Raw genomic sequence first — 21,050 nt, forward strand, 5'->3', positions numbered from 1 at the left:
ATTATGTTATTTCACACTGCTATTGAGATAATTCACAAGTGTGCGCTAGCTCGCAAAATAATATGGAATTATGAAACTGGGTAATTCCTCGAAGAGAAAAATGCAACAAGTACAATTAAGCAACAAAAGTAAGATCTCTGTCATAAATCAAGAAATAAACCAAAAATCGTAATCGAAAGATAAAAATCTGTAATTGTTTTCCCCTGTTTAGTTGCTAAAAATTGATTACGTTTATCGCGGTGATTGTTACTTATTAAAGCTGTCCTCTAACAAAAGAAGGCCTCTACACCATGAAAATAAAGAATATTTTACTCACCCTTTGCACCTCACTCCTGCTTACAAACGTCGCGGCGCACGCCAAAGAAGTCAAAATAGGAATGGCAATTGATGATCTCCGTCTTGAGCGCTGGCAAAAAGATCGTGATATCTTTGTGAAAAAAGCGGAATCTCTCGGTGCGAAAGTATTCGTGCAATCTGCAAATGGCAATGAAGAAACCCAAATGTCGCAGATTGAAAACATGATTAACCGGGGCGTCGATGTTCTCGTCATTATTCCATATAACGGTCAGGTATTAAGTAACGTTGTAAAAGAAGCCAAACAAGAGGGTATTAAAGTATTAGCTTACGATCGCATGATTAACGACGCGGATATCGATTTTTATATTTCTTTCGATAACGAAAAAGTCGGTGAACTGCAAGCAAAAGCCCTGGTCGATATCGTCCCGCAAGGAAATTATTTCCTAATGGGCGGCTCCCCGGTCGATAACAACGCCAAACTGTTCCGCGCCGGGCAAATGAAAGTATTAAAACCCTATGTTGATTCAGGAAAAATTAAAGTCGTTGGCGACCAATGGGTTGATGGCTGGTTACCAGAAAATGCGCTAAAAATTATGGAAAACGCGCTGACAGCTAACAATAACAAAATTGATGCAGTTGTCGCTTCAAACGATGCTACCGCCGGTGGGGCAATTCAGGCATTAAGCGCGCAAGGTTTATCAGGGAAAGTGGCTATTTCCGGCCAGGATGCGGATCTCGCGGGAGTTAAACGTATTGCCGCGGGAACGCAAACCATGACGGTGTATAAACCTATTACTTTGTTGGCAAATATCGCGGCAGAAATTGCCGTTGAGTTGGGCAATGGTCAGGAACCGAAAGCAGATACTACGTTAAATAATGGCTTGAAAGATGTTCCATCCCGCCTGCTGACACCTATCGATGTGAATAAAAACAACATCAAGGATACGGTAATTAAAGACGGATTCCACAAAGAGAGCGAGCTTTAAGCGTTACCTCCCCGGCGCTGGCCGGGGGTGTGATTTCTCTCCATGCCGCGTGAATTGATTGGTTTAGGTGGAGTCGTTATGTCTTATCTACTTGAAATGAAGAACATTACCAAAACCTTTGGCACGGTGAAGGCAATTGATAACGTCAGTTTGCGGTTGAGCGTTGGCGAAATCGTCTCACTCTGTGGTGAGAACGGTTCGGGTAAATCAACATTAATGAAAGTGCTGTGCGGAATTTATCCTTTTGGTAGTTATGAAGGTGAAATTATTTTTGCAGGTGAAGTAATCCAGGCGAGCCATATTCGCGATACCGAACAAAAAGGTATCGCCATCATTCACCAGGAATTAGCGCTGGTGAAAGAATTGACCGTGCTGGAAAATATCTTTCTGGGCAATGAAATAACCCATAATGGTATTATGGATTATGACCTGATGACGCTACGCTGCCAGAAGCTATTAGCACAAGTCAGTTTATCCATTTCACCAGATACCCGCGTTGGCGACTTAGGGCTTGGGCAACAACAACTGGTTGAAATTGCCAAGGCGCTAAATAAACAGGTACGTTTGTTAATTCTCGATGAACCGACAGCCTCATTAACCGAGCTGGAAACTACGGTTTTACTGGATATTATTCGCGATCTGCAACAACACGGCATAGCCTGCATCTATATCTCGCACAAACTCAACGAAGTCAAAGCAATTTCCGACACGATTTGCGTTATTCGCGATGGTCTGCATATAGGAACCCGCGATGCAACCGGAATGAGCGAAGACGATATTATCACTATGATGGTAGGGCGAGAATTAACAGCACTTTACCCTAACGAACCACATACCACTGGTGATGAAATATTACGCATTGAGCACTTGACGGCATGGCATCCGGTTAATCGTCATATTAAACGGGTTAACGATGTTTCTTTTTCTCTGAAACGCGGTGAAATACTGGGTATTACAGGGTTAGTCGGCGCCGGGCGCACCGAGACCATCCAATGTCTGTTTGGCGTCTGGCCCGGACAGTGGGAAGGGAAAATATTTATCGATGGTGAACAGGTAGATATTCGTAATTGCCAACAAGCCATCGCTCAGGGTATTGCGATGGTGCCGGAAGACAGAAAGCGCGATGGCATCGTTCCGGTAATGGCAGTTGGCAAAAATATTACCCTCGCCGCACTCAACAAATTTACCAGTGGTATTAGCCAACTTGATGATGCTGCAGAACAAAAATGCATTCTGGAATCAATCCAGCAACTCAAAGTGAAAACGTCGTCACCGGAACTTGCTATTGGACGTTTGAGCGGCGGCAATCAACAAAAAGCGATCCTCGCACGCTGTCTGTTGCTCAACCCGCGTATTCTCATTCTTGATGAACCCACCAGGGGTATCGATATTGGCGCGAAATACGAGATCTACAAATTAATTAACCAACTCGTCCAGCAAGGCATCGCCGTTATTGTCATCTCTTCTGAATTACCTGAAGTGCTTGGTCTTAGCGATCGTGTACTGGTGATGCATGAAGGAAAATTAAAAGCCAACCTGATAAATCATAACCTGACTCAGGAGCAGGTGATGGAAGCCGCATTGAGGAGCGAACATCATGTCGAAAAGCAATCCGTCTGAAGTGAAATTAGCCGTACCGACATCCGGTGGCTTCTCTGTGCTGAAATCACTGAATTTACAAGTCTTCGTGATGATTGCTGCAATCATCGCCATCATGCTGTTCTTTACCTGGACTACTGACGGTGCCTATTTAAGCGCCCGTAACGTATCCAACTTGCTCCGTCAGACCGCGATTACTGGCATCCTCGCAGTAGGGATGGTGTTCGTCATTATTTCCGCTGAAATCGACCTCTCGGTCGGTTCCATGATGGGGTTGCTAGGTGGCGTCGCCGCTATCTGTGACGTCTGGTTAGGCTGGCCGCTGCCACTCACCATCATTGTTACGTTAGTACTGGGGCTGCTTCTCGGTGCCTGGAATGGTTGGTGGGTAGCTTATCGCAAAGTACCTTCTTTTATTGTCACCCTGGCGGGCATGTTGACATTTCGCGGCATCCTTATTGGCATCACCAATGGTACGACCGTTTCACCCACCAGCGCCGCGATGTCACAAATTGGGCAAAGCTATCTACCAGCCAGCACCGGTTTCATCATCGGCGCGCTTGGCTTAATGGCTTTTGTCGGCTGGCAGTGGCGCGGAAGAATGCGCCGTCAGGCTTTGGGTTTGCAGTCCCCGGCATCTACAGCAGTAGTCGGTCGCCAGGCATTAACCGCCATTATCGTTTTAGGTGCAATCTGGCTGCTGAATGATTACCGTGGCGTTCCCACACCTGTTCTGCTGCTGACGTTGCTGTTGCTCGGAGGAATGTTTATGGCAACACGAACAGCTTTTGGGAGACGCATTTACGCTATCGGTGGCAATCTGGAAGCCGCGCGACTCTCTGGAATTAACGTTGAACGCACCAAACTTGCCGTATTTGCTATCAACGGTTTGATGGTGGCCATCGCCGGGTTAATTCTTAGTTCGCGGCTTGGCGCTGGTTCACCTTCTGCGGGTAATATCGCTGAGCTGGACGCGATTGCAGCCTGCGTGATTGGCGGTACTAGTCTGGCAGGTGGTGTGGGGAGTGTTGCCGGAGCAGTAATGGGGGCATTCATCATGGCTTCACTGGATAACGGTATGAGTATGATGGATGTACCAACCTTCTGGCAGTATATCGTCAAAGGTGCGATTCTGTTGCTGGCAGTATGGATGGACTCCGCAACCAAACGCCGTTCCTGATTTTGATAAAAATTTTCTCAAAGCCGGTAACTTATTGCCGGTTTTGAGTTTTTTGCATGATTCAGCAGGAAAAGAACCATGTTTACTAAACGTCACCGCATCACATTACTGTTCAATGCTAATAAAGCCTATGATCGTCAGGTAGTAGAAGGCGTAGGGGAATATTTACAGGCGTCACAATCGGAATGGGATATTTTCATTGAAGAAGATTTCCGCGCCCGCATTGACAAAATCAAGGACTGGTTAGGAGATGGCGTCATAGCCGACTTCGATGATACACAAATCGAGCAGGCGCTGGCTGATGTCGACGTCCCTATTGTCGGAGTTGGTGGTTCGTATCACCTGGCAGAAAGTTACCCACCCGTACATTACATTGCCACCGATAACTATGCGCTGGTTGAAAGCGCATTTTTGCATTTAAAAGAGAAAGGCGTTAACCGCTTTGCTTTTTACGGTTTGCCGGAATCTAGCGGCAAACGTTGGGCAGCCGAACGCGAATATGCGTTTCGCCAGCTTGTTGCTGAGGAAAAGTACCGCGGAGTCGTTTATCAGGGGCTGGAAACCGCGCCAGAGAACTGGCAGCACGCGCAAAACCGACTGGCCGACTGGCTACAAACGCTACCACCGCAAACAGGGATTATTGCCGTCACTGACGCCAGAGCGCGGCATATTCTGCAAGTATGCGAGCATTTGCATATTCCCGTACCGGAAAAATTATGCGTGATTGGCATCGATAACGAAGAACTGACCCGTTATCTTTCGCGTGTCGCCCTCTCTTCTGTCGCCCAGGGCGCGCGGCAAATGGGCTATCAGGCGGCAAAACTTCTGCATCGGTTATTAGATAAAGAAAAGATGCCGTTGCAGCGGATTCTGGTTCCGCCTGTACGCGTTATTGAACGGCGCTCTACGGATTACCGTTCGCTGACCGACCCCGCTGTTATTCAGGCCATGCATTACATCCGCAATCACGCCTGCAAAGGCATAAAAGTGGATCAGGTACTCGATGCAGTTGGCATATCGCGCTCCAATCTTGAGAAGCGTTTTAAAGAAGAGGTGGGTGAAACCATTCACGCCATGATTCATGCCGAGAAGCTGGAGAAAGCGCGCAGCCTGCTGATTTCTACTACCTTGTCGATCAACGAGATATCGCAAATGTGCGGTTATCCATCGCTGCAATATTTCTACTCTGTATTTAAAAAAGCGTATGACACGACGCCTAAAGAGTATCGCGATGTAAATAGCGAGGTAATGCTGTAGCGAGAGTGAAAAAGCGGTCAGGCATCATGAGAAGCGTTAACGTCGCATCAGGCAATGTTGCACAGCCACCTGACGCAGAGCAAAAGCCTTATCCGACCAACAAGTCGGATAAGGCTGAAAGGAATGCAATTACATATGTGCGGCGATTAACCGCTGGTTATCCTGGTACATCGCGAACAGGTAGTTGTTATAACTCTGCCCTTTCGTTGAATAACCTTTCAGCTTATGAATCATCGCTGTAGCGGTAACTTCCTGATCCGCTTTACGCAATTGCGCGCGCGATTTACGGAACGAAGCGTAAGCCGGGTGCGTATTCAGGTTAGTGACATAGGCGCTCACCGATTCTTTGACAGAACTAAATTGTGAGTATCCCTTCACTTTACCCGGTGCATTGGTGCAACGCCCTTTCATGCATTTCATGCCGAACAGGTTGTTGTTGCTACGCGCCAGTTTTGACGTACCCCAACCGCTTTCTGCCGCAGCCATCGTCGCCACCATGCTGGTAGGAATAATATCTACACGTTCAAGCAGCGTATTCCACGGGATTTTTCGCGTATTACCAGACCACTTCACCTTGTAGCGTTTGGCGATATCTTGCAAACGCGCACGCTCTGCAGGTGACCATTGTCCCTGGTATTGTTTTGAAATCAGCCAGTTACGTTCCGCCGTAATGGCAGCATTTTGGCTGGTAATATAGGGCATCACGGTCCGGAGAAACGCTTTTTTTCTTGGTGTTCCGGAAGGGTATTTTCGCAAATCAGGAAGTGAACTGCTCTTTGCACTATTGCGAGAATACTCTTGTTTACTGCTTACCTGTTTATTACTAGCTTTAGTTAAATGGGACTTCTGACTCGCTGTTGTTGTATGCGTCTTCGCTAACACCTCACTCGAAAACACCAGAGTGAGTAACATAAGAATCATCGCCCCATATCGTCGTATGGGAGTCAAAATCATCAGGTCTCCTGATCGGATTTAATCATTCAAACACCTTATACTCGTCATAGTTCAAGTTGCATGTACTGCGCAAACGCTGTTCAAAACACCCTCGGTGTTTTGTCCTGCAACTCGAATTATTTAGAGCAATATTTTTCCCAAATTTGAGAGTTGAATCTCAAATCATATCAAAAATAGCGGCCAAGAGCACCCCAAGGAATAGTCCAAATCTGAAACTATGTCACGCGGTAATGGTTCAGATTGGTGCTAAATCGCAGAAAATGTGGGGGTTATCGCAAAAAATAAGCTTAAATCTCAGGTGAAATACTCCCCCTTTCGTCTCATCCTGGCGCAATCCTCATCAGGGAGGAGTTTTACCAGTATTATCACTGGCAAACTGGTGAAATTCGCAGCAACAAGGACTCATCCGTTATGAAACTTGCCGTCTGTTTTCTGACACTCATTCCCGGCTTTGCCGTTGCCGCTGGCTGGACTTCTCAGGGATTTCCCACCTTTACTGAAGAGAGCACAGGAACATTTGTCAGCCACGCACCGCTGACCAAAGGTACGCGTTCGTTGACGCTGAATTTTAATCAACAATGCTGGCAGCCTGCGAATGCAATAAAACTCAATCAGATGCTTTCTCTGCAACCTTGTAACAACACACCGCCACAATGGCGATTGTTCAGAGATGGTGAATATAAGCTGCAAATAGACACCCGCTCCGGCACGCCAACATTGATGATTTCGATCCAAAACACTGCCGAACCAATAGCAAACCAGATCCATGAATGCCCAAAATGGGATGGACAGCCATTGACGCTTAATGTCAGCGCTACCTTCCCGGAAGGTACGGTAATCCGTGATTATTACAGCCAACAAATCGCGACGGTGAAGAACGGTCAAATAACGTTACAACCTGCCGCCACCAGTAATGGCTTGCTGCTGCTGGAACGGGCAGAAACCGACACGTCCGCCCCCTTCAACTGGCATAACGCCACGGTTTACTTTGTGCTGACAGACCGTTTCGAAAACGGTGATCCCAGCAACGACCAGAGCTATGGTCGTCATAAAGATGGCATGGAGGAAATTGGTACTTTTCACGGCGGAGATTTACGTGGCCTGACCAACAGACTGGATTATCTCCAGCAACTGGGCGTCAATGCCCTGTGGATCAGCGCCCCCTTTGAGCAAATTCATGGCTGGGTTGGCGGCGGTACAAAAGGCGATTTCCCACATTATGCCTACCACGGTTACTACACCCAGGACTGGACGAATCTTGATGCCAATATGGGCAACGAAGCCGATCTGCAAGCATTGGTTGATGGCGCGCACCAGCGAGGTATCCGTATTCTCTTTGATGTGGTGATGAACCATACCGGCTATGCCACGCTGGCGGATATGCAGGAGTATCAGTTTGGCGCATTGTATCTTTCCGGCGACGAGTTACAAAAAACGCTGGGCAACCGCTGGAGCGACTGGAAACCCGCAGCCGGGCAAACCTGGCATAGCTTCAACGATTACATTAATTTCAGCGACAAAGCTGGCTGGGATAAATGGTGGGGAAAAAACTGGATCAGAACGGATATCGGTGATTACGACAATCCAGGATTCGACGATCTCACCATGTCGTTGGCCTTTTTGCCGGATATCAAAACAGAATCTACCACTGCTTCTGGTCTGCCGGTGTTCTATAAAAACAAACCGGATACTCACGCAAAATCTGTCGACGGCTTTACCCCTCGCGATTATTTAACCCACTGGTTAAGCCAATGGGTTCACGACTACGGTATTGATGGTTTTCGGGTCGATACCGCCAAACATGTTGAGTTGCCAGCCTGGCAGCAACTGAAAACCCAGGCCAGCGCCGCCCTGAAAGAGTGGAAGAGCGCTAACCCTGGAAAAGCGTTAGATGACAATCCTTTCTGGATGACTGGCGAAGCCTGGGGTCACGGCGTGATGAAAAGTGACTACTATCACCACGGCTTCGACGCGATGATCAATTTCGATTATCAGGAGCAGGCAGCGAAAGCGGTCGGTTGCCTGGCGCAGATGGATACGACCTGGCAGCAAATGGCAGAGAAACTACAGGATTTCAACGTGCTGAGCTACCTCTCCTCACACGATACCCGCTTGTTCCGCGAAGGGGGCGATAAAGCCGCAGAGTTATTGTTACTGGCGCCAGGTGCGGTACAAATCTTTTATGGCGATGAGTCCTCGCGTCCATTCGGTGCCACTGGTTCTGATCCGCTGCAAGGCACACGTTCGGATATGAACAGGCAGGATGTTAGCGGTAAATCTGCCACCAGCGTTGCGCACTGGCAACGCATCGGCCAGTTCCGCGCACAGCATCCAGCCATTGGTGCGGGTAAACACACCGCATTGTCACTGAAACAAGGTTATGGATTCGTCCGTGAATACGGCGACGATAAAGTGATGGTCGTCTGGGCGGGGCAACCGTAACTTTTCCGGCTTCCCGCTTGCAGTATGCCGGGAAGCCACCTTTTAGTATAAAATGCCAGCATAAATAAAAAACTCAGCATAACACGCCAACCTCTTGCAGAAGCCCGATTTGCACCCTGGCAAATGTAGCGTTATTGTTACTTTCCTTGCTTCAGAGTTCGAATGATATCCCGCTATGACATTCTCCCTTTTTGGTGACAAATTTACCCGCCACTCCGGCATTACACTGCTGATGGAAGATCTAAACGACGGTTTACGCACACCCGGCGCAATTATGCTCGGCGGCGGAAACCCGGCGCAGATCCCGGAAATGCAGGACTACTTCCAGACACTGCTGTCCGACATGCTGGAAAGCGGTAAAGCAACGGATGCGCTGTGCAATTACGACGGCCCACAAGGAAAGACGGAGCTACTGTCGCTACTTGCCGGGATGCTACGTGAGAAACTAAGTTGGGATATCGAACCACAGAATATTGCACTAACAAATGGCAGCCAGAGCGCGTTTTTCTACTTATTTAATCTGTTTGCCGGACGCCGTGCCGATGGACGGATCAAAAAAGTGCTGTTCCCGCTGGCTCCGGAATACATTGGCTACGCGGACGCCGGACTGGAAGAAGATCTGTTCGTTTCTGCGCGCCCAAATATTGAACTGCTGCCAGAAGGTCAGTTTAAATATCACGTCGATTTTGAGCATCTGCACATTGGCGAAGAAACGGGGATGATTTGCGTCTCCCGACCGACGAACCCAACAGGCAATGTAATAACCGATGAAGAGTTGCTGAAACTAGATGCGCTGGCAAATCAGCACGGCATTCCGCTGGTGATTGATAACGCTTATGGCGTCCCGTTCCCTGGCATCATCTTCAGCGAAGCGCGCCCGCTGTAGAATCCGAATATCGTGCTGTGCATGAGCCTTTCCAAGCTGGGTCTGCCGGGTTCGCGCTGCGGCATTATCATCGCCAATGAAAAAATCATTACCGCCATCACCAATATGAACGGCATTATCAGCCTCGCACCTGGCGGTATTGGCCCGGCAATGATGTGTGAAATGATTAAGCGTAACGACCTGCTGCGCCTGTCAGAAACGGTGATTAAACCGTTTTACTACCAGCGTGTTCAGGAAACTATCGCCATCATTCGCCGCTATTTACCGGAAGATCGCTGCCTGATTCATAAACCTGAAGGGGCAATCTTCCTCTGGCTATGGTTTAAGGATTTGCCGATTACCACCGAGCAGCTTTATCAGCGCCTGAAAGCGCGCGGTGTACTGATGGTGCCGGGGCATAATTTCTTCCCCGGGCTGGATAAACCGTGGCCACACACGCATCAATGTATGCGCATGAATTACGTGCCGGAACCGGAAAAAATTGAGGCGGGTGTGAAGATTCTGGCGGAAGAGATTGAACGCGCCTGGGTTGAAAGCCATTAATGAGACTGATGGCAAACGCAAAATAGCCTGATTCGCTACGCTTATCAGGCCCACACGAATTATACAACATATTGAATTTGTGTGATTTTGTAGGCCGAGTAAGGTGTTCAGGCTGTATCCGGCATAAACAAAGCGCGCTTTGCCAACCCTCTGATTAATACGTTATTCCGGCGTTGAGAAGCGCCGGAATAACGTCTCAAACAGGTTGCTGCTGTAGTCGTTGACGCTGGATTTTCTCGACATCCATACATTGCAACGCCTGTGTCGGGCAGGCTTCAACACAAGCCGGTCCCGTCGCCCGATGCCAGCAGAGATCGCACTTAATCGCCCTCGCCTTTGCGCGCGATGAAACGACTTCCATCGCACCAAACGGACATGCCAGCATACAGCTTTTACAGCCAATACAACGTGATTGTTCCACGAAGATATGTCCATGTTCGCGGCGAATCGCGTCCACAGGGCAGACATTCGCGCACGGCGCATCTTCACACTGATGACAGGCTACTGCCGTGGTACAGGTATGGTCTTTGATGACACGAATACGCGAAATAAACTCGCCTGGTGACAACGCAGCACAATCCTGATTCTCCTGATGCGACACTGCGCAGGCCACTTCACAGGTACGGCAACCGATACATTTCGTCGCATCCGCAATAATAAACCGGTTCATGATCACTCCTTTGCACTAAAACCGCAGCGTGCCAGAAAGCGCGCCATTATTGCTTTGATCCAACAAAGGGATTGTTACAGTTTTGTCACTTATCCCGGATATTATGTGATCACGCCCTGCTCCCGGACGGTAAATCCCAGCTCATTGGAGATAGCCTGGGCAGTTTCACGCAGTGGTTTCAGGAGATTCTTCTCCCCCACCTGTTTCAGACGCGACGTAGAAAGAGAGATAGATACGGCATACGGCACCCGTCCGTGAATATCAAATACTGGTGCAGCAACACAGGAAACACCGAGTTCATTCTCTTCTCTGTCCATCGCCACTCCACTTTCACGAATCTGCGCCAGTTCGTCAAACATCGCGGGCAAATCGATAATGGTATTGCGGGTTAGCGGCTGGATCTCATTCAGATGGCTTTCCCAATACGATTTCACGTAATCCTGGTGACCAAATGCCATATAGATCTTACCCATCGCAGAGCAGTAGAGCGGCATATGCTGACCGATATAGGCGCGGGTTCGCAGCATACCGGTGGTAGGTTCGAGTTTATAAATCAAGATCGCGTGATCATCTTCGCGGCTGGAGAAGTTAATCGTTTCACCGGTGGCGATGTTCAGCGTCTCAAGATGCGGCGCAGCAATATGAATGATATTTAGCGATGACAGCGCCTTTTGCCCGACAGCAATAAATTTGGTCGTCAGGCGATAGCTGCCTGCTGCGGGCGCGGTGGTCACATAGCCACAGGACTGTAACCCCTGCAATAAGCGATGGACGGTGCTTTTATTCAGTCCAGCCAGTTCCGAGAGATGCGCCAGCGGACAACCGTTTGGGTAGTTGCTCAGGATCTCAATCAACATCAACCCCCGAAACAAGCTCTGACTTCCGGCAGGCCGCTCTTTATCCTGCGCTATCTCGTGCTCTTTTTTTCCCATCGCTTACCTCCCCTTTTTGGCGCGCCCTGATGGTAGCGCAAAGTGTGTCGCAGTTCACGATCTCAACAGATAAATTATAACTTTTTGATTTTTATGATTTTTGAAAATCATCAATCAGATTGCTTTGTTAAAAAGTGATCGATATATTTGAAATCAAATTTCGCATAGTGGAATTTTAAGCTAAAAAAGCGTTCAAAAAAACAAGGAAACCAGGGATGAAAGTGACATTTGAGCAGTTAAAAGCAGCCTTTAACCGGGTATTAGTTTCACGCGGCGTTGACAGCGAAACCGCCGATGCCTGTGCAGAAATGTTTGCCCGTACCACCGAATCCGGCGTTTATTCTCACGGCGTTAACCGTTTCCCGCGTTTTATCCAACAACTGGATAATGGCGATATCATCCCTGACGCCGGGGCCAAACGTATCACCAGCCTTGGGGCAATTGAGCAGTGGGATGCCCAGCGCTCAATCGGTAACCTGACGGCGAAAAAGATGATGGATCGCGCCATTGAACTGGCTGCACATCATGGGATTGGTCTGGTAGCGTTACGCAATGCCAACCACTGGATGCGCGGAGGCAGCTACGGCTGGCAGGCAGCGGAAAAAGGCTATATCGGCATCTGCTGGACCAACTCTATCGCGGTGATGCCACCGTGGGGTGCGAAAGAGTGTCGTATTGGCACCAACCCATTAATCGTCGCCATTCCTTCCACGCCGATCACCATGGTCGATATGTCGATGTTCTCCTACGGCATGTTAGAGGTTAACCGTCTGGCGGGTCGTCAGTTACCGGTTGATGGTGGCTTTGACGATGAAGGCAATCTGACTAAAGAACCTGGCATAATCGAGAAAAATCGCCGCATTTTACCGATGGGTTACTGGAAAGGGTCCGGTATGTCGATTGTGCTGGATATGATCGCCACTCTGCTTTCCGACGGTGCCTCCGTTGCCGAAGTAACCGAAGATAACAGCGACGAATACGGTATCTCACAAATCTTCATCGCCATCGAAGTGGACAAACTGATCGACGGCACCACCCGCGACGCCAAATTGCAACGCATCATGGATTACGTTACCACCGCCGAGCGTGCTGACGAAAACCAGGCAATTCGTTTACCAGGCCACGAATTTACCACCCTGCTGGCAGAAAACCGCCGTAACGGCATCACGGTTGATGACAGCGTGTGGGCAAAAATCCAGGCGTTATAAGGAGACAGACCATGATATTTGGACATATCACGCAGCCTAATCCGTGCCTTTTACCCGCTGCCATCGAAAAGGCACTCGGTTTTCTGCGCACCACCAATTTCAATGCTCTGGAACCGGGCGTTGTTGAAATCGACGGTAAAAATATTTATGCGCAGATTATCGATTTAACCACTCGCGAAGCAGTAGAAAACCGCCCTGAAGTTCATCGTCGCTATTTGGACATTCAGTTCCTGGCGCGGGGCGAAGAGAAAATAGGTGTAGCCATTGATACCGGAAATAATAAAGTCAGCGAATATCTATTAGAACAGCGCGATATTATTTTTTATCACGACAGTGAGCATGAGTCATTTATCGAAATGATACCGGGTAGTTACGCTATTTTCTTCCCGCAGGATGTTCACCGCCCGGCATGTAATAAAAATGCCCCAGCGGCAATACGGAAAATCGTGGTTAAAGTAGCCCTCTCTGCTTTATAAAAAAGTTATTACTGGAGCACAAAATGAAAGCGAATAATGCCGGTTATATTATCGGCGCGTATCCCTGTGCACCTTCTTTTCACCAAAGAAGTGAAGAGGAAGAGAAGGAATTCTGGCGACAATTATCAGAGACCCCTGATATTCGCGGTCTGGAACAACCCTGCCTGGAAAATTTCCATCCTCTTGGCGATCAATGGTTACTCCGTCATACGCCAGAGAGTTGGCAATTTGTCGTCACCGCAGTAATGGAAACCATGCGTCGCCGCAGCGAAAACAACGGTTTTGGTCTCGCCTCCAGCGACGAAGAACAACGCAAGGCGTGCGTGGCGTACTACCGCCACCTGTTCAATAAAATCAACTCATTACCGGCTAATAAAGTGCTCGCACTTGAGATCCAGGCTGCACCATTAGCAACCAATCCCAATGTTATGCAAGCGACAGACGCTTTTGCCCGCTCGTTGAAAGAAATCGCCAACTGGGACTGGCCGTGCAAACTGGTGCTGGAACACTGCGACGCCATGACCTCCCCCGCTCCGCGTAAAGGTTTTTTGCCGTTAGAAAATGTTCTGGATGTCATTGCTGATTATGACATCAGCGTCTGTATCAACTGGGCACGTTCGGCCATTGAAGGACGCAATACCACATTACCGCTTACCCATGCCCTGATGGCAAAACAGGCCGGGAAACTCGGTGCGCTGATGTTCTCAGGAACAACACTCAACGGAGAATATGGTGAATGGCAAGACTTACACGCGCCATTCGCTCCTTTCTGCCCGCAAAGCCTGATGACCACAAAACATGTTAGCGAGTTATTTAATGTGGCAGAACCATCAACATTGCAATTTTCTGGCATCAAGTTATTAGAAATCCATGCTACTGCTGATGTTCATCACCGTATCGAAATATTACGTAACGGCATTCACTCTATGAATGAATGTCGTTAAATCGTTTCACTCATATATCGCATTAAATCTCTAATTAGTCGTTTCCAATAATTATTACGAATACCTACAACATTAATTAATGAAAACATATGACATAACAAGAAGGACTCGTTATGAAACGGATGCTCGAAGGCATTCTTGCGGTCATCATCGCAATACTGTCTTGTATTATTTTTATTAATATAATTCTTCGATATGGATTTCACACAAGCATATTATCGATTGATGAATTATCCCGACTTTTATTTGTCTGGTTAACATTTATTGGCGCTATCGTGGCGTTTATGGACAACAGCCATGTACAGGTTACTTTCTTAGTCGAAAAACTCTCACCCACTAATCAACAACGTGTTTCGCTGCTAACCCATACGCTTATTTTATTGCTTTGCCTGGGCCTGGCCTGGGGGGCAATAGAAAAAACAGCGCAAGACTGGAGTAACTTATCGCCCATTCTCGGCGTACCTGTTGGCTTAATGTATGCCGCCGCAATCCCCACTAGCCTGATTATCGCATTGCTGGAATTGCGCCATTTATACCGGCAGTTAACAAGTGCCCCCAGCCGAAACCAACAAGGAGCCTGACGATGACAATCCTTATATTTATTGTCAGTTTGTTAGGGGCTATCGCCATTGGTATTCCCATCGCCTGGGCATTATTACTGTGTGGCATTTCATTGATGTTCTGGATGGATATCTTTGATGTGCAAATTCTGGCGCAAACACTGGTCAATGGTGCAGACAGCTTCTCCCTGTTAGCCATCCCCTTCTTTGTACTGGCGGGTGAGATCATGAACGCGGGCGGCCTGTCGCAACGTATTGTCGACTTGCCGATGAAACTGGTAGGCCACAGACCGGGAGGTCTGGGTTACGTCGGCGTTCTTGCTGCGATGATCATGGCAAGCCTTTCTGGTTCTGCGGTTGCCGATACCGCTGCCGTCGCGGCACTGTTGGTACCGATGATGCGTCAGGCCAACTATCCGGTAAACCGCGCCGCCGGGCTTATCGGATCGGGCGGTATTATCGCGGCCATTATTCCGCCATCTATTCCACTCATTATCTTCGGTGTCTCCAGTGGGTTATCCATCAGCAAACTGTTTATGGCTGGCATTGCGCCGGGCATCATGATGGGCATCACGCTGATGATTACCTGGTGGTGGCAGGCAAAACGGCTAAACCTGCCTTGCCAGCCGAAAGCCTCGCTGCGGGAAGTCTGGCAATCTTTAGTTTCCGGTATTTGGGCACTCTTTTTGCCAATAATTATTATTGGCGGTTTCCGTTCGGGATTATTCACACCAACAGAAGCTGGCGCGGTTGCGGCATTCTACGCCTTGTTTGTCTCGGTGGTGGTCTATCGCGAAATGACGTTCGCCACGCTTTACCATGTTTTGGTTAACGCGGCGAAAACCACTTCCGTGGTGATGTTCCTGGTGGCTTCCGCAGCGGTATCCGCATGGCTAATCACCATTGCTGAACTGCCGATGATGGTATCGGAGTTATTACAACCGTTGGTTGACTCGCCTCGCTTATTATTCATCGTAATTATGCTCGCCATTATGGTGATCAGTACAGTCATGGATTTAACTCCTACCGTATTAATTCTTACGCCGGTATTAATGCCATTAGTAAAAGAAGCGGGAATAGATCCTGTCTATTTTGGCATTATGTTTATTATTAACTGCTCAATTTCGCTAATTACGCCCCCGGTTGGTAACGTACTTAACGTCATATGCGGTGTTGCGAAGCTTAAATTTGACGATGCTGTAAAAGGCGTTGCGCCTTACGTCATGGTTTTATTCATGTTGTTAGCATTATTTATTTTTATCCCAGAATTAATTACCGCCCCACTAAAATGGATGAGCTAAAAGGAAAATATTATGAAATTACGTTCTGTAACCTACGCTTTATTAATTGCCGGAGTGGCTACATTCAGTACATCTTCTCTGGCGGCACAATCATTACGTTTCGGTTATGAAACATCACAAACCGATTCGCAACATATTGCGGCAAAAAAATTCAATGAATTATTGCAAGAGAAAACCAAAGGTGAGCTGAAATTAAAACTGTTCCCGGACAGTACCCTCGGCAATGCACAGGCGATGATCAGTGGTGTGCGCGGTGGCACCATTGATATGGAGATGTCCGGCTCGAATAACTTTGCGGGACTCTCACCCGTGATAAACCTGCTGGATGTACCTTTCCTGTTCCGCGATACCGCCCACGCGCATAAAACCCTCGATGGCAAAGTGGGCGACGAGTTGAAAGCCTCCCTCGAAGGCAAAGGACTGAAAGTACTGGCGTACTGGGAAAACGGCTGGCGTGATGTGACTAACTCTCGCGCGCCGGTAAAAACCCCTGCAGACCTGAAAGGACTGAAGATTCGCACCAACAACAGCCCGATGAATATCGCCGCATTTAAAGTGTTCGGTGCCAACCCAATCCCGATGCCATTTGCTGAAGTCTATACCGGCCTGGAAACTCGCACCATCGACGCGCAAGAGCATCCGATCAACGTCGTCTGGTCAGCAAAATTTTACGAAGTACAAAAGCACCTTTCTCTGACACATCACGCTTATTCACCGCTTCTGGTGGTGATCAACAAAGCGAAGTTTGATGGCTTAAGCCCGCAGATGCAGGAAGCTCTGGTCTCCTCCGCGCAAGAAGCGGGTAGCTACCAGCGCAAACTGGTTGCTGAAGATCAGCAAAAAATCATCGACGGTATGAAAGACGCCGGTGTAGAAGTCATCACCGATCTTGACCGCAAAGCCTTTAGCGACGCCCTGGGTACTCAGATCCGCGACATGTTTGTTAAAGATGTTCCGCAGGGTGCTGATCTGCTGAAAGCCGTGGATGAGGTGCAATAAACCATGACGCAATACTGGCTGGGGTTAGATTGTGGCGGTAGCTGGCTAAAAGCCGGACTGTATGACCGCGAAGGCCGGGAGGCGGGCGTGCAGCGCCTGCCGCTGTGCGCATTAAGCCCGCAGCCAGGTTGGGTAGAGCGCGATATGGCAGAACTGTGGCAATGCTGCACTTCCGTCATTCGCGATCTGCTTGCAAATACCGGTGTCAGTGGTGCTCAAATTGTCGGCATCGGCATTTCAGCACAAGGTAAGGGATTGTTTCTACTAGATAAAAATAACAACCCGCTCGGTAACGCCATTTTATCCTCTGACCGCCGGGCGATGGCAATCGTTCGTCGCTGGCAGGAAGAAGACGTACCGGAAAAGCTCTACCCACTGACCCGACAAACGCTGTGGACCGGGCATCCTGTGTCGCTGCTACGTTGGCTGAAAGAGCACGAACCAGAACGCTATGCACAAATTGGCTGCGTGATGATGACACATGACTACCTGCGCTGGTGTTTAACCGGCGTAAAAGGCTGCGAAGAGAGCAATATTTCGGAGTCCAATCTCTACAACATGAGCAGCGGGCAATATGACCCACGCCTCACCGACTGGCTGGGGATCAGTGAAATCAATCACGCCCTGCCGCCTGTTGTCGGTTCAGCCGAAATTTGCGGGGAAATCACCGCTCAGACAGCCGAATTGACCGGTCTGGAAGCGGGTACGCCCGTTGTCGGCGGTCTGTTTGATGTGGTTTCCACCGCGCTCTGCGCCGGGATCGACGACGAATTTACCCTCAACGCAGTGATGGGCACCTGGGCGGTGACCAGCGGTATTACATCAGGTCTGCGTGACGGCGAAGCGCATCCGTATGTCTATGGCCGCTACGTCAACGACGGTGAGTTCATCGTTCACGAAGCCAGCCCGACCTCCTCCGGCAATCTCGAATGGTTTACCGCGCAGTGGGGAGGAATCTCATTTGATGAAATCAACCAGGCCGTTGCCAGCTTGCCAAAAGCCAATGGCACTCTCTTTTTTCTGCCATTCCTGTACGGCAGCAACGCCGGACTCGAGATGACCAGCGGTTTCTACGGTATGCAGGCGATACACACCCGCGCACATCTGTTGCAGGCCATTTATGAAGGTGTGGTGTTCAGTCACATGACGCATCTCAACCGGATGCGTGAACGTTTTACCGATGTGCATACCCTTCGCGTCACTGGTGGCCCTGCGCATTCTGATGTCTGGATGCAAATGCTGGCAGATGTCAGCGGCTTACGCATTGAACTGCCGCAGGTAGAAGAAACCGGATGTTTTGGCGCGGCGCTTGCCGCCCGCGTCGGTACGGGGGTTTATCGCAATTTCAATGAAGCCCAGCGCAGCTTGCAGCATCCGGTACGCACACTGCTACCGGACATGACCGCACATCAGCATTACCAACAAAAATATCAACGCTATCAACATTTAATTGCCGCAATTCAGGGCTATCACGTCCATATCAAGGAGCATCATTTATGAGCCAACCTTTTCTACAACTGGCCCTCGACCACTCATCGCTTGAAGCCGCACAGCGCGACGTGACGCTGTTAAAAGACAGCGTCGATATCGTCGAAGCGGGCACCATTCTCTGCTTAAACGAAGGGCTTGGCGCGGTGAGAGCCTTGCGTGAACAGTGCCCGAACAAAATCATCGTCGCTGACTGGAAAGTTGCCGACGCCGGTGAAACGCTCGCTCAACAGGCGTTTAGCGCGGGAGCCAACTGGATGACCATTATCTGCGCCGCACCGCTCGCCACGGTAGAAAAAGGCCATGCGATGGCGCAACGCTACGGCGGTGAAATTCAGATTGAACTATTCGGCAACTGGACGCTGGACGACGCCTGCGACTGGTATCGAATTGGCGTGCGACAAGCGATTTATCATCGTGGTCGCGACGCGCAGGCCAGCGGGCAGCAGTGGGGCGAGACCGATCTGGCACGTATGAAGGCACTTTCTGATATCGGCCTCGAACTTTCTATTACCGGCGGAATTACCCCTGCCGACCTGCCGCTATTTAAAGATATCCGCGTGAAGGCGTTTATTGCCGGGCGAGCGCTGACGGGCGCAGCAAATCCGACACAGGTTGCTGCCGATTTCCATGCGCAAATCGATACTATCTGGGGAGGCGCGCGTGCGTAATCATCCGTTAGGTATTTATGAAAAAGCACTGGCAAAAAATCTCTCCTGGCCAGAGCGGTTGGTGCTGACAAAAAGCTGCGGTTTTGATTTTGTCGAAATGTCGGTGGATGAAACTGATGAGCGTCTGGCGCGCCTTGACTGGAGCGCCGCACAAAGGGCTTCGCTGGTCACCGCGATGATCGAAACAGGCGTTGCCATTCCATCAATGTGCCTTTCTGCCCATCGCCGTTTTCCTTTTGGCAGCCGTGACGAGGCGGTACGCCAGCGAGCACGGGAGATCATGAGCAAAGCGATTCGTCTGGCACGCGATCTCGGTATTCGTACCATTCAACTGGCGGGCTACGACGTCTATTACGAAGACCATGACGAAGGCACACAGCAACGGTTTGCTGAAGGGCTGGCGTGGGCGGTTGAACAGGCGGCGGCATCGCAAGTGATGCTGGCGGTGGAGATTATGGACACCGCGTTTATGAACTCCATCAGCAAGTGGAAAAAATGGGATGAAATGCTCGCCTCGCCGTGGTTCACCGTCTACCCGGACGTCGGCAACCTTAGCGCCTGGGGCAATGATGTTCCCGCTGAACTGAAATTGGGGATTGACCGTATCGCGGCTATTCACCTGAAAGACACTCAACCAGTCACAGAGCAAAGCCCTGGTCAGTTTCGTGATGTGCCGTTTGGCGAAGGCTGCGTTGATTTCGTTGGCATCTTTAAAACGCTGCATGAACTGAATTATCGCGGTTCATTCCTGATTGAGATGTGGACAGAAAAAGCCAATGAGCCGGTGCTGGAAATTATTCAGGCGCGGCGCTGGATTGAAGCACGTATGCAGGAGGCCGGATTTATATGTTAGAGCAACTAAAAGCCGAAGTGCTGGCGGCGAACCTGGCGCTTCCCGCTCATCATCTGGTGACGTTCACCTGGGGCAATGTCAGCGCGGTAGACGAAACGCGACAATGGATGGTGATCAAGCCTTCCGGTGTCGAGTACGACGTGATGACCGCCGATGATATGGTGGTGATTGAAATAGCCAGCGGTAAGGTGGTGGAAGGCAGCAAAAAGCCCTCTTCCGACACGCCAACGCATCTGGCACTCTACCGTCGCTATGCAGAAATCAGCGGTATTGTGCATACCCACTCGCGCCACGCCACTATCTGGTCGCAGGCCGGGCTGGATCTCCCCGCCTGGGGCACCACGCACGCCGATTACTTCTATGGTGCCATCCCCTGCACGCGCCTGATGACCGCAAAGGAGATCAACGGCGAGTATGAATACCAGACCGGCGAAGTGATCATTGAAACTTTCGAAGAACGCGGCAGGAGTCCAGCGCAAATTCCGGCGGTGCTGGTGCATTCTCACGGCCCGTTCGCCTGGGGAAAAAATGCCGCCGATGCGGTGCATAATGCCGTAGTACTGGAAGAATGCGCCTATATGGGACTGTTCTCACGCCAGCTCGCGCCGCAGCTTCCTGCCATGCAAAACGAACTGCTGAATAAACACTACCTGCGTAAGCATGGGGCGAATGCTTATTACGGGCAGTAATCTCTCACGCCGGGGCTTCATCGCCCCGGAACGATGAATTGATATGCTTCCGTATCCGCACAACACCGCCACTTCGATTAGCAACTCGTCTGTTGCGCTGGCTCAGTCAGGCTGA

The 21,050-nt window shown here is 49.6% G+C and carries 18 protein-coding genes and 1 pseudogene; 16 read left to right on the top strand and 3 right to left on the bottom strand.

The genetic code is table 11. From position 1 onward, the window contains the following. The first annotated feature begins 290 nt into the window (after nt 1–290). From xylF to xylR, 4 genes are all read left to right on the top strand, one after another. Nucleotides 291–1,283, top strand: coding sequence for a D-xylose ABC transporter substrate-binding protein (gene xylF, locus C1192_RS15870; RefSeq protein WP_038355716.1), 993 nt, complete (start codon nt 291–293; stop codon nt 1,281–1,283). A 78-nt stretch (nt 1,284–1,361) separates the two neighbouring features. Beyond that, nucleotides 1,362–2,903, top strand: a complete 1,542-nt coding sequence (locus tag C1192_RS15875; RefSeq protein WP_038355715.1) for a D-xylose ABC transporter ATP-binding protein — start codon at nt 1,362–1,364, stop codon at nt 2,901–2,903. After that, nucleotides 2,881–4,062 carry a xylose ABC transporter permease XylH gene (gene xylH, locus C1192_RS15880; protein WP_038355714.1) on the top strand — a complete coding sequence of 394 codons (1,182 nt, stop codon included), beginning with the start codon at nt 2,881–2,883 and terminating at the stop codon, nt 4,060–4,062. The genes C1192_RS15875 and xylH overlap by 23 nt, the downstream gene beginning before the upstream one ends. Before the next feature lie 78 nt (nt 4,063–4,140). Further along, the gene (xylR, locus tag C1192_RS15885; protein ID WP_001517328.1) at nt 4,141–5,319 is read left to right on the top strand and encodes a D-xylose utilization transcriptional activator XylR; all 1,179 of its coding nucleotides are present in this window, start codon (nt 4,141–4,143) and stop codon (nt 5,317–5,319) included. 129 nt (nt 5,320–5,448) lie between these two features. Here xylR and C1192_RS15890 read toward each other — a convergent pair whose 3' ends face one another. Continuing rightward, nucleotides 5,449–6,273, bottom strand: coding sequence for a protein bax (locus C1192_RS15890; RefSeq protein WP_001517329.1), 825 nt, complete (start codon nt 6,271–6,273; stop codon nt 5,449–5,451). A gap of 411 nt (nt 6,274–6,684) precedes the next feature. Between C1192_RS15890 and malS the strand changes: the two genes are divergently transcribed. Continuing rightward, nucleotides 6,685–8,715 (top strand): alpha-amylase, encoded by a 2,031-nt coding sequence (malS, locus tag C1192_RS15900; RefSeq protein ID WP_038355713.1) that lies wholly within the window; start codon nt 6,685–6,687, stop codon nt 8,713–8,715. Between the two features lie 175 nt (nt 8,716–8,890). Then, nucleotides 8,891–10,144 (top strand): annotated as a pseudogene (gene avtA, locus C1192_RS15905) (valine--pyruvate transaminase). 196 nt (nt 10,145–10,340) lie between these two features. Here avtA and C1192_RS15910 read toward each other — a convergent pair. Next, the gene (locus C1192_RS15910) at nt 10,341–10,814 is read right to left on the bottom strand and encodes a 4Fe-4S dicluster domain-containing protein (RefSeq protein ID WP_001517331.1); all 474 of its coding nucleotides are present in this window, start codon (nt 10,812–10,814) and stop codon (nt 10,341–10,343) included. 101 nt (nt 10,815–10,915) lie between these two features. After that, nucleotides 10,916–11,746, bottom strand: coding sequence for an IclR family transcriptional regulator YiaJ (yiaJ, locus tag C1192_RS15915; protein ID WP_038355712.1), 831 nt, complete (start codon nt 11,744–11,746; stop codon nt 10,916–10,918). 215 nt (nt 11,747–11,961) lie between these two features. On the opposite strand from yiaJ, the gene yiaK reads away from it, so the two are divergent. The 10 genes from yiaK (at nt 11,962) to araD (ending at nt 20,935) form a co-directional block, all read left to right on the top strand. Further along, entirely contained in the window at nt 11,962–12,954 is a 993-nt protein-coding gene (gene yiaK / locus C1192_RS15920) for a 3-dehydro-L-gulonate 2-dehydrogenase (RefSeq protein WP_038355711.1), read from the top strand. An 11-nt stretch (nt 12,955–12,965) separates the two neighbouring features. Further along, nucleotides 12,966–13,430, top strand: a complete 465-nt coding sequence (locus C1192_RS15925; protein WP_000576113.1) for a NanQ anomerase/TabA/YiaL family protein — start codon at nt 12,966–12,968, stop codon at nt 13,428–13,430. Nucleotides 13,431–13,453: 23 nt separating this feature from the next. Continuing rightward, the gene (locus C1192_RS15930; protein WP_001517332.1) at nt 13,454–14,374 is read left to right on the top strand and encodes a DUF4862 family protein; all 921 of its coding nucleotides are present in this window, start codon (nt 13,454–13,456) and stop codon (nt 14,372–14,374) included. A gap of 113 nt (nt 14,375–14,487) precedes the next feature. Then, nucleotides 14,488–14,955 (top strand): 2,3-diketo-L-gulonate TRAP transporter small permease YiaM, encoded by a 468-nt coding sequence (gene yiaM, locus C1192_RS15935; protein WP_000827290.1) that lies wholly within the window; start codon nt 14,488–14,490, stop codon nt 14,953–14,955. A 2-nt stretch (nt 14,956–14,957) separates the two neighbouring features. After that, complete coding sequence (yiaN, locus tag C1192_RS15940; RefSeq protein WP_000153834.1) at nt 14,958–16,235, top strand: 2,3-diketo-L-gulonate TRAP transporter large permease YiaN; 1,278 nt, start codon at nt 14,958–14,960, stop codon at nt 16,233–16,235. 12 nt (nt 16,236–16,247) lie between these two features. Continuing rightward, entirely contained in the window at nt 16,248–17,234 is a 987-nt protein-coding gene (gene yiaO / locus C1192_RS15945; RefSeq protein ID WP_000776924.1) for a 2,3-diketo-L-gulonate TRAP transporter substrate-binding protein YiaO, read from the top strand. 3 nt (nt 17,235–17,237) lie between these two features. Then, nucleotides 17,238–18,734, top strand: coding sequence for an FGGY-family carbohydrate kinase (locus C1192_RS15950; protein WP_038355710.1), 1,497 nt, complete (start codon nt 17,238–17,240; stop codon nt 18,732–18,734). Continuing rightward, entirely contained in the window at nt 18,731–19,393 is a 663-nt protein-coding gene (ulaD, locus tag C1192_RS15955) for a 3-keto-L-gulonate-6-phosphate decarboxylase UlaD (protein WP_001517334.1), read from the top strand. The genes C1192_RS15950 and ulaD overlap by 4 nt, the downstream gene beginning before the upstream one ends. Next, nucleotides 19,386–20,246, top strand: coding sequence for an L-ribulose-5-phosphate 3-epimerase (locus C1192_RS15960; protein WP_010376764.1), 861 nt, complete (start codon nt 19,386–19,388; stop codon nt 20,244–20,246). The genes ulaD and C1192_RS15960 overlap by 8 nt, the downstream gene beginning before the upstream one ends. Then, nucleotides 20,240–20,935: an L-ribulose-5-phosphate 4-epimerase gene (gene araD, locus C1192_RS15965; RefSeq protein WP_038355709.1), complete on the top strand. Its 696-nt coding sequence runs from the start codon at nt 20,240–20,242 to the stop codon at nt 20,933–20,935. The genes C1192_RS15960 and araD overlap by 7 nt, the downstream gene beginning before the upstream one ends. The last annotated feature ends 115 nt before the right edge of the window (nt 20,936–21,050 follow it).

Source organism: Escherichia marmotae (assembly GCF_002900365.1).
Lineage (GTDB): Bacteria > Pseudomonadota > Gammaproteobacteria > Enterobacterales > Enterobacteriaceae > Escherichia > Escherichia marmotae.

What these genes read in the sequence shown, in the direction of transcription:
- xylF (WP_038355716.1), top strand. Translation starts at nt 291, where the DNA reads ATGAAAATAAAGAATATTTTACTCACCCTTTGCACCTCACTCCTGCTT.
- C1192_RS15875 (WP_038355715.1), top strand. Translation starts at nt 1,362, where the DNA reads ATGTCTTATCTACTTGAAATGAAGAACATTACCAAAACCTTTGGCACG.
- xylH (WP_038355714.1), top strand. Translation starts at nt 2,881, where the DNA reads ATGTCGAAAAGCAATCCGTCTGAAGTGAAATTAGCCGTACCGACATCC.
- xylR (WP_001517328.1), top strand. Translation starts at nt 4,141, where the DNA reads ATGTTTACTAAACGTCACCGCATCACATTACTGTTCAATGCTAATAAA.
- C1192_RS15890 (WP_001517329.1), bottom strand. Translation starts at nt 6,273, where the DNA reads ATGATTTTGACTCCCATACGACGATATGGGGCGATGATTCTTATGTTA.
- malS (WP_038355713.1), top strand. Translation starts at nt 6,685, where the DNA reads ATGAAACTTGCCGTCTGTTTTCTGACACTCATTCCCGGCTTTGCCGTT.
- C1192_RS15910 (WP_001517331.1), bottom strand. Translation starts at nt 10,814, where the DNA reads ATGAACCGGTTTATTATTGCGGATGCGACGAAATGTATCGGTTGCCGT.
- yiaJ (WP_038355712.1), bottom strand. Translation starts at nt 11,746, where the DNA reads ATGGGAAAAAAAGAGCACGAGATAGCGCAGGATAAAGAGCGGCCTGCC.
- yiaK (WP_038355711.1), top strand. Translation starts at nt 11,962, where the DNA reads ATGAAAGTGACATTTGAGCAGTTAAAAGCAGCCTTTAACCGGGTATTA.
- C1192_RS15925 (WP_000576113.1), top strand. Translation starts at nt 12,966, where the DNA reads ATGATATTTGGACATATCACGCAGCCTAATCCGTGCCTTTTACCCGCT.
- C1192_RS15930 (WP_001517332.1), top strand. Translation starts at nt 13,454, where the DNA reads ATGAAAGCGAATAATGCCGGTTATATTATCGGCGCGTATCCCTGTGCA.
- yiaM (WP_000827290.1), top strand. Translation starts at nt 14,488, where the DNA reads ATGAAACGGATGCTCGAAGGCATTCTTGCGGTCATCATCGCAATACTG.
- yiaN (WP_000153834.1), top strand. Translation starts at nt 14,958, where the DNA reads ATGACAATCCTTATATTTATTGTCAGTTTGTTAGGGGCTATCGCCATT.
- yiaO (WP_000776924.1), top strand. Translation starts at nt 16,248, where the DNA reads ATGAAATTACGTTCTGTAACCTACGCTTTATTAATTGCCGGAGTGGCT.
- C1192_RS15950 (WP_038355710.1), top strand. Translation starts at nt 17,238, where the DNA reads ATGACGCAATACTGGCTGGGGTTAGATTGTGGCGGTAGCTGGCTAAAA.
- ulaD (WP_001517334.1), top strand. Translation starts at nt 18,731, where the DNA reads ATGAGCCAACCTTTTCTACAACTGGCCCTCGACCACTCATCGCTTGAA.
- araD (WP_038355709.1), top strand. Translation starts at nt 20,240, where the DNA reads ATGTTAGAGCAACTAAAAGCCGAAGTGCTGGCGGCGAACCTGGCGCTT.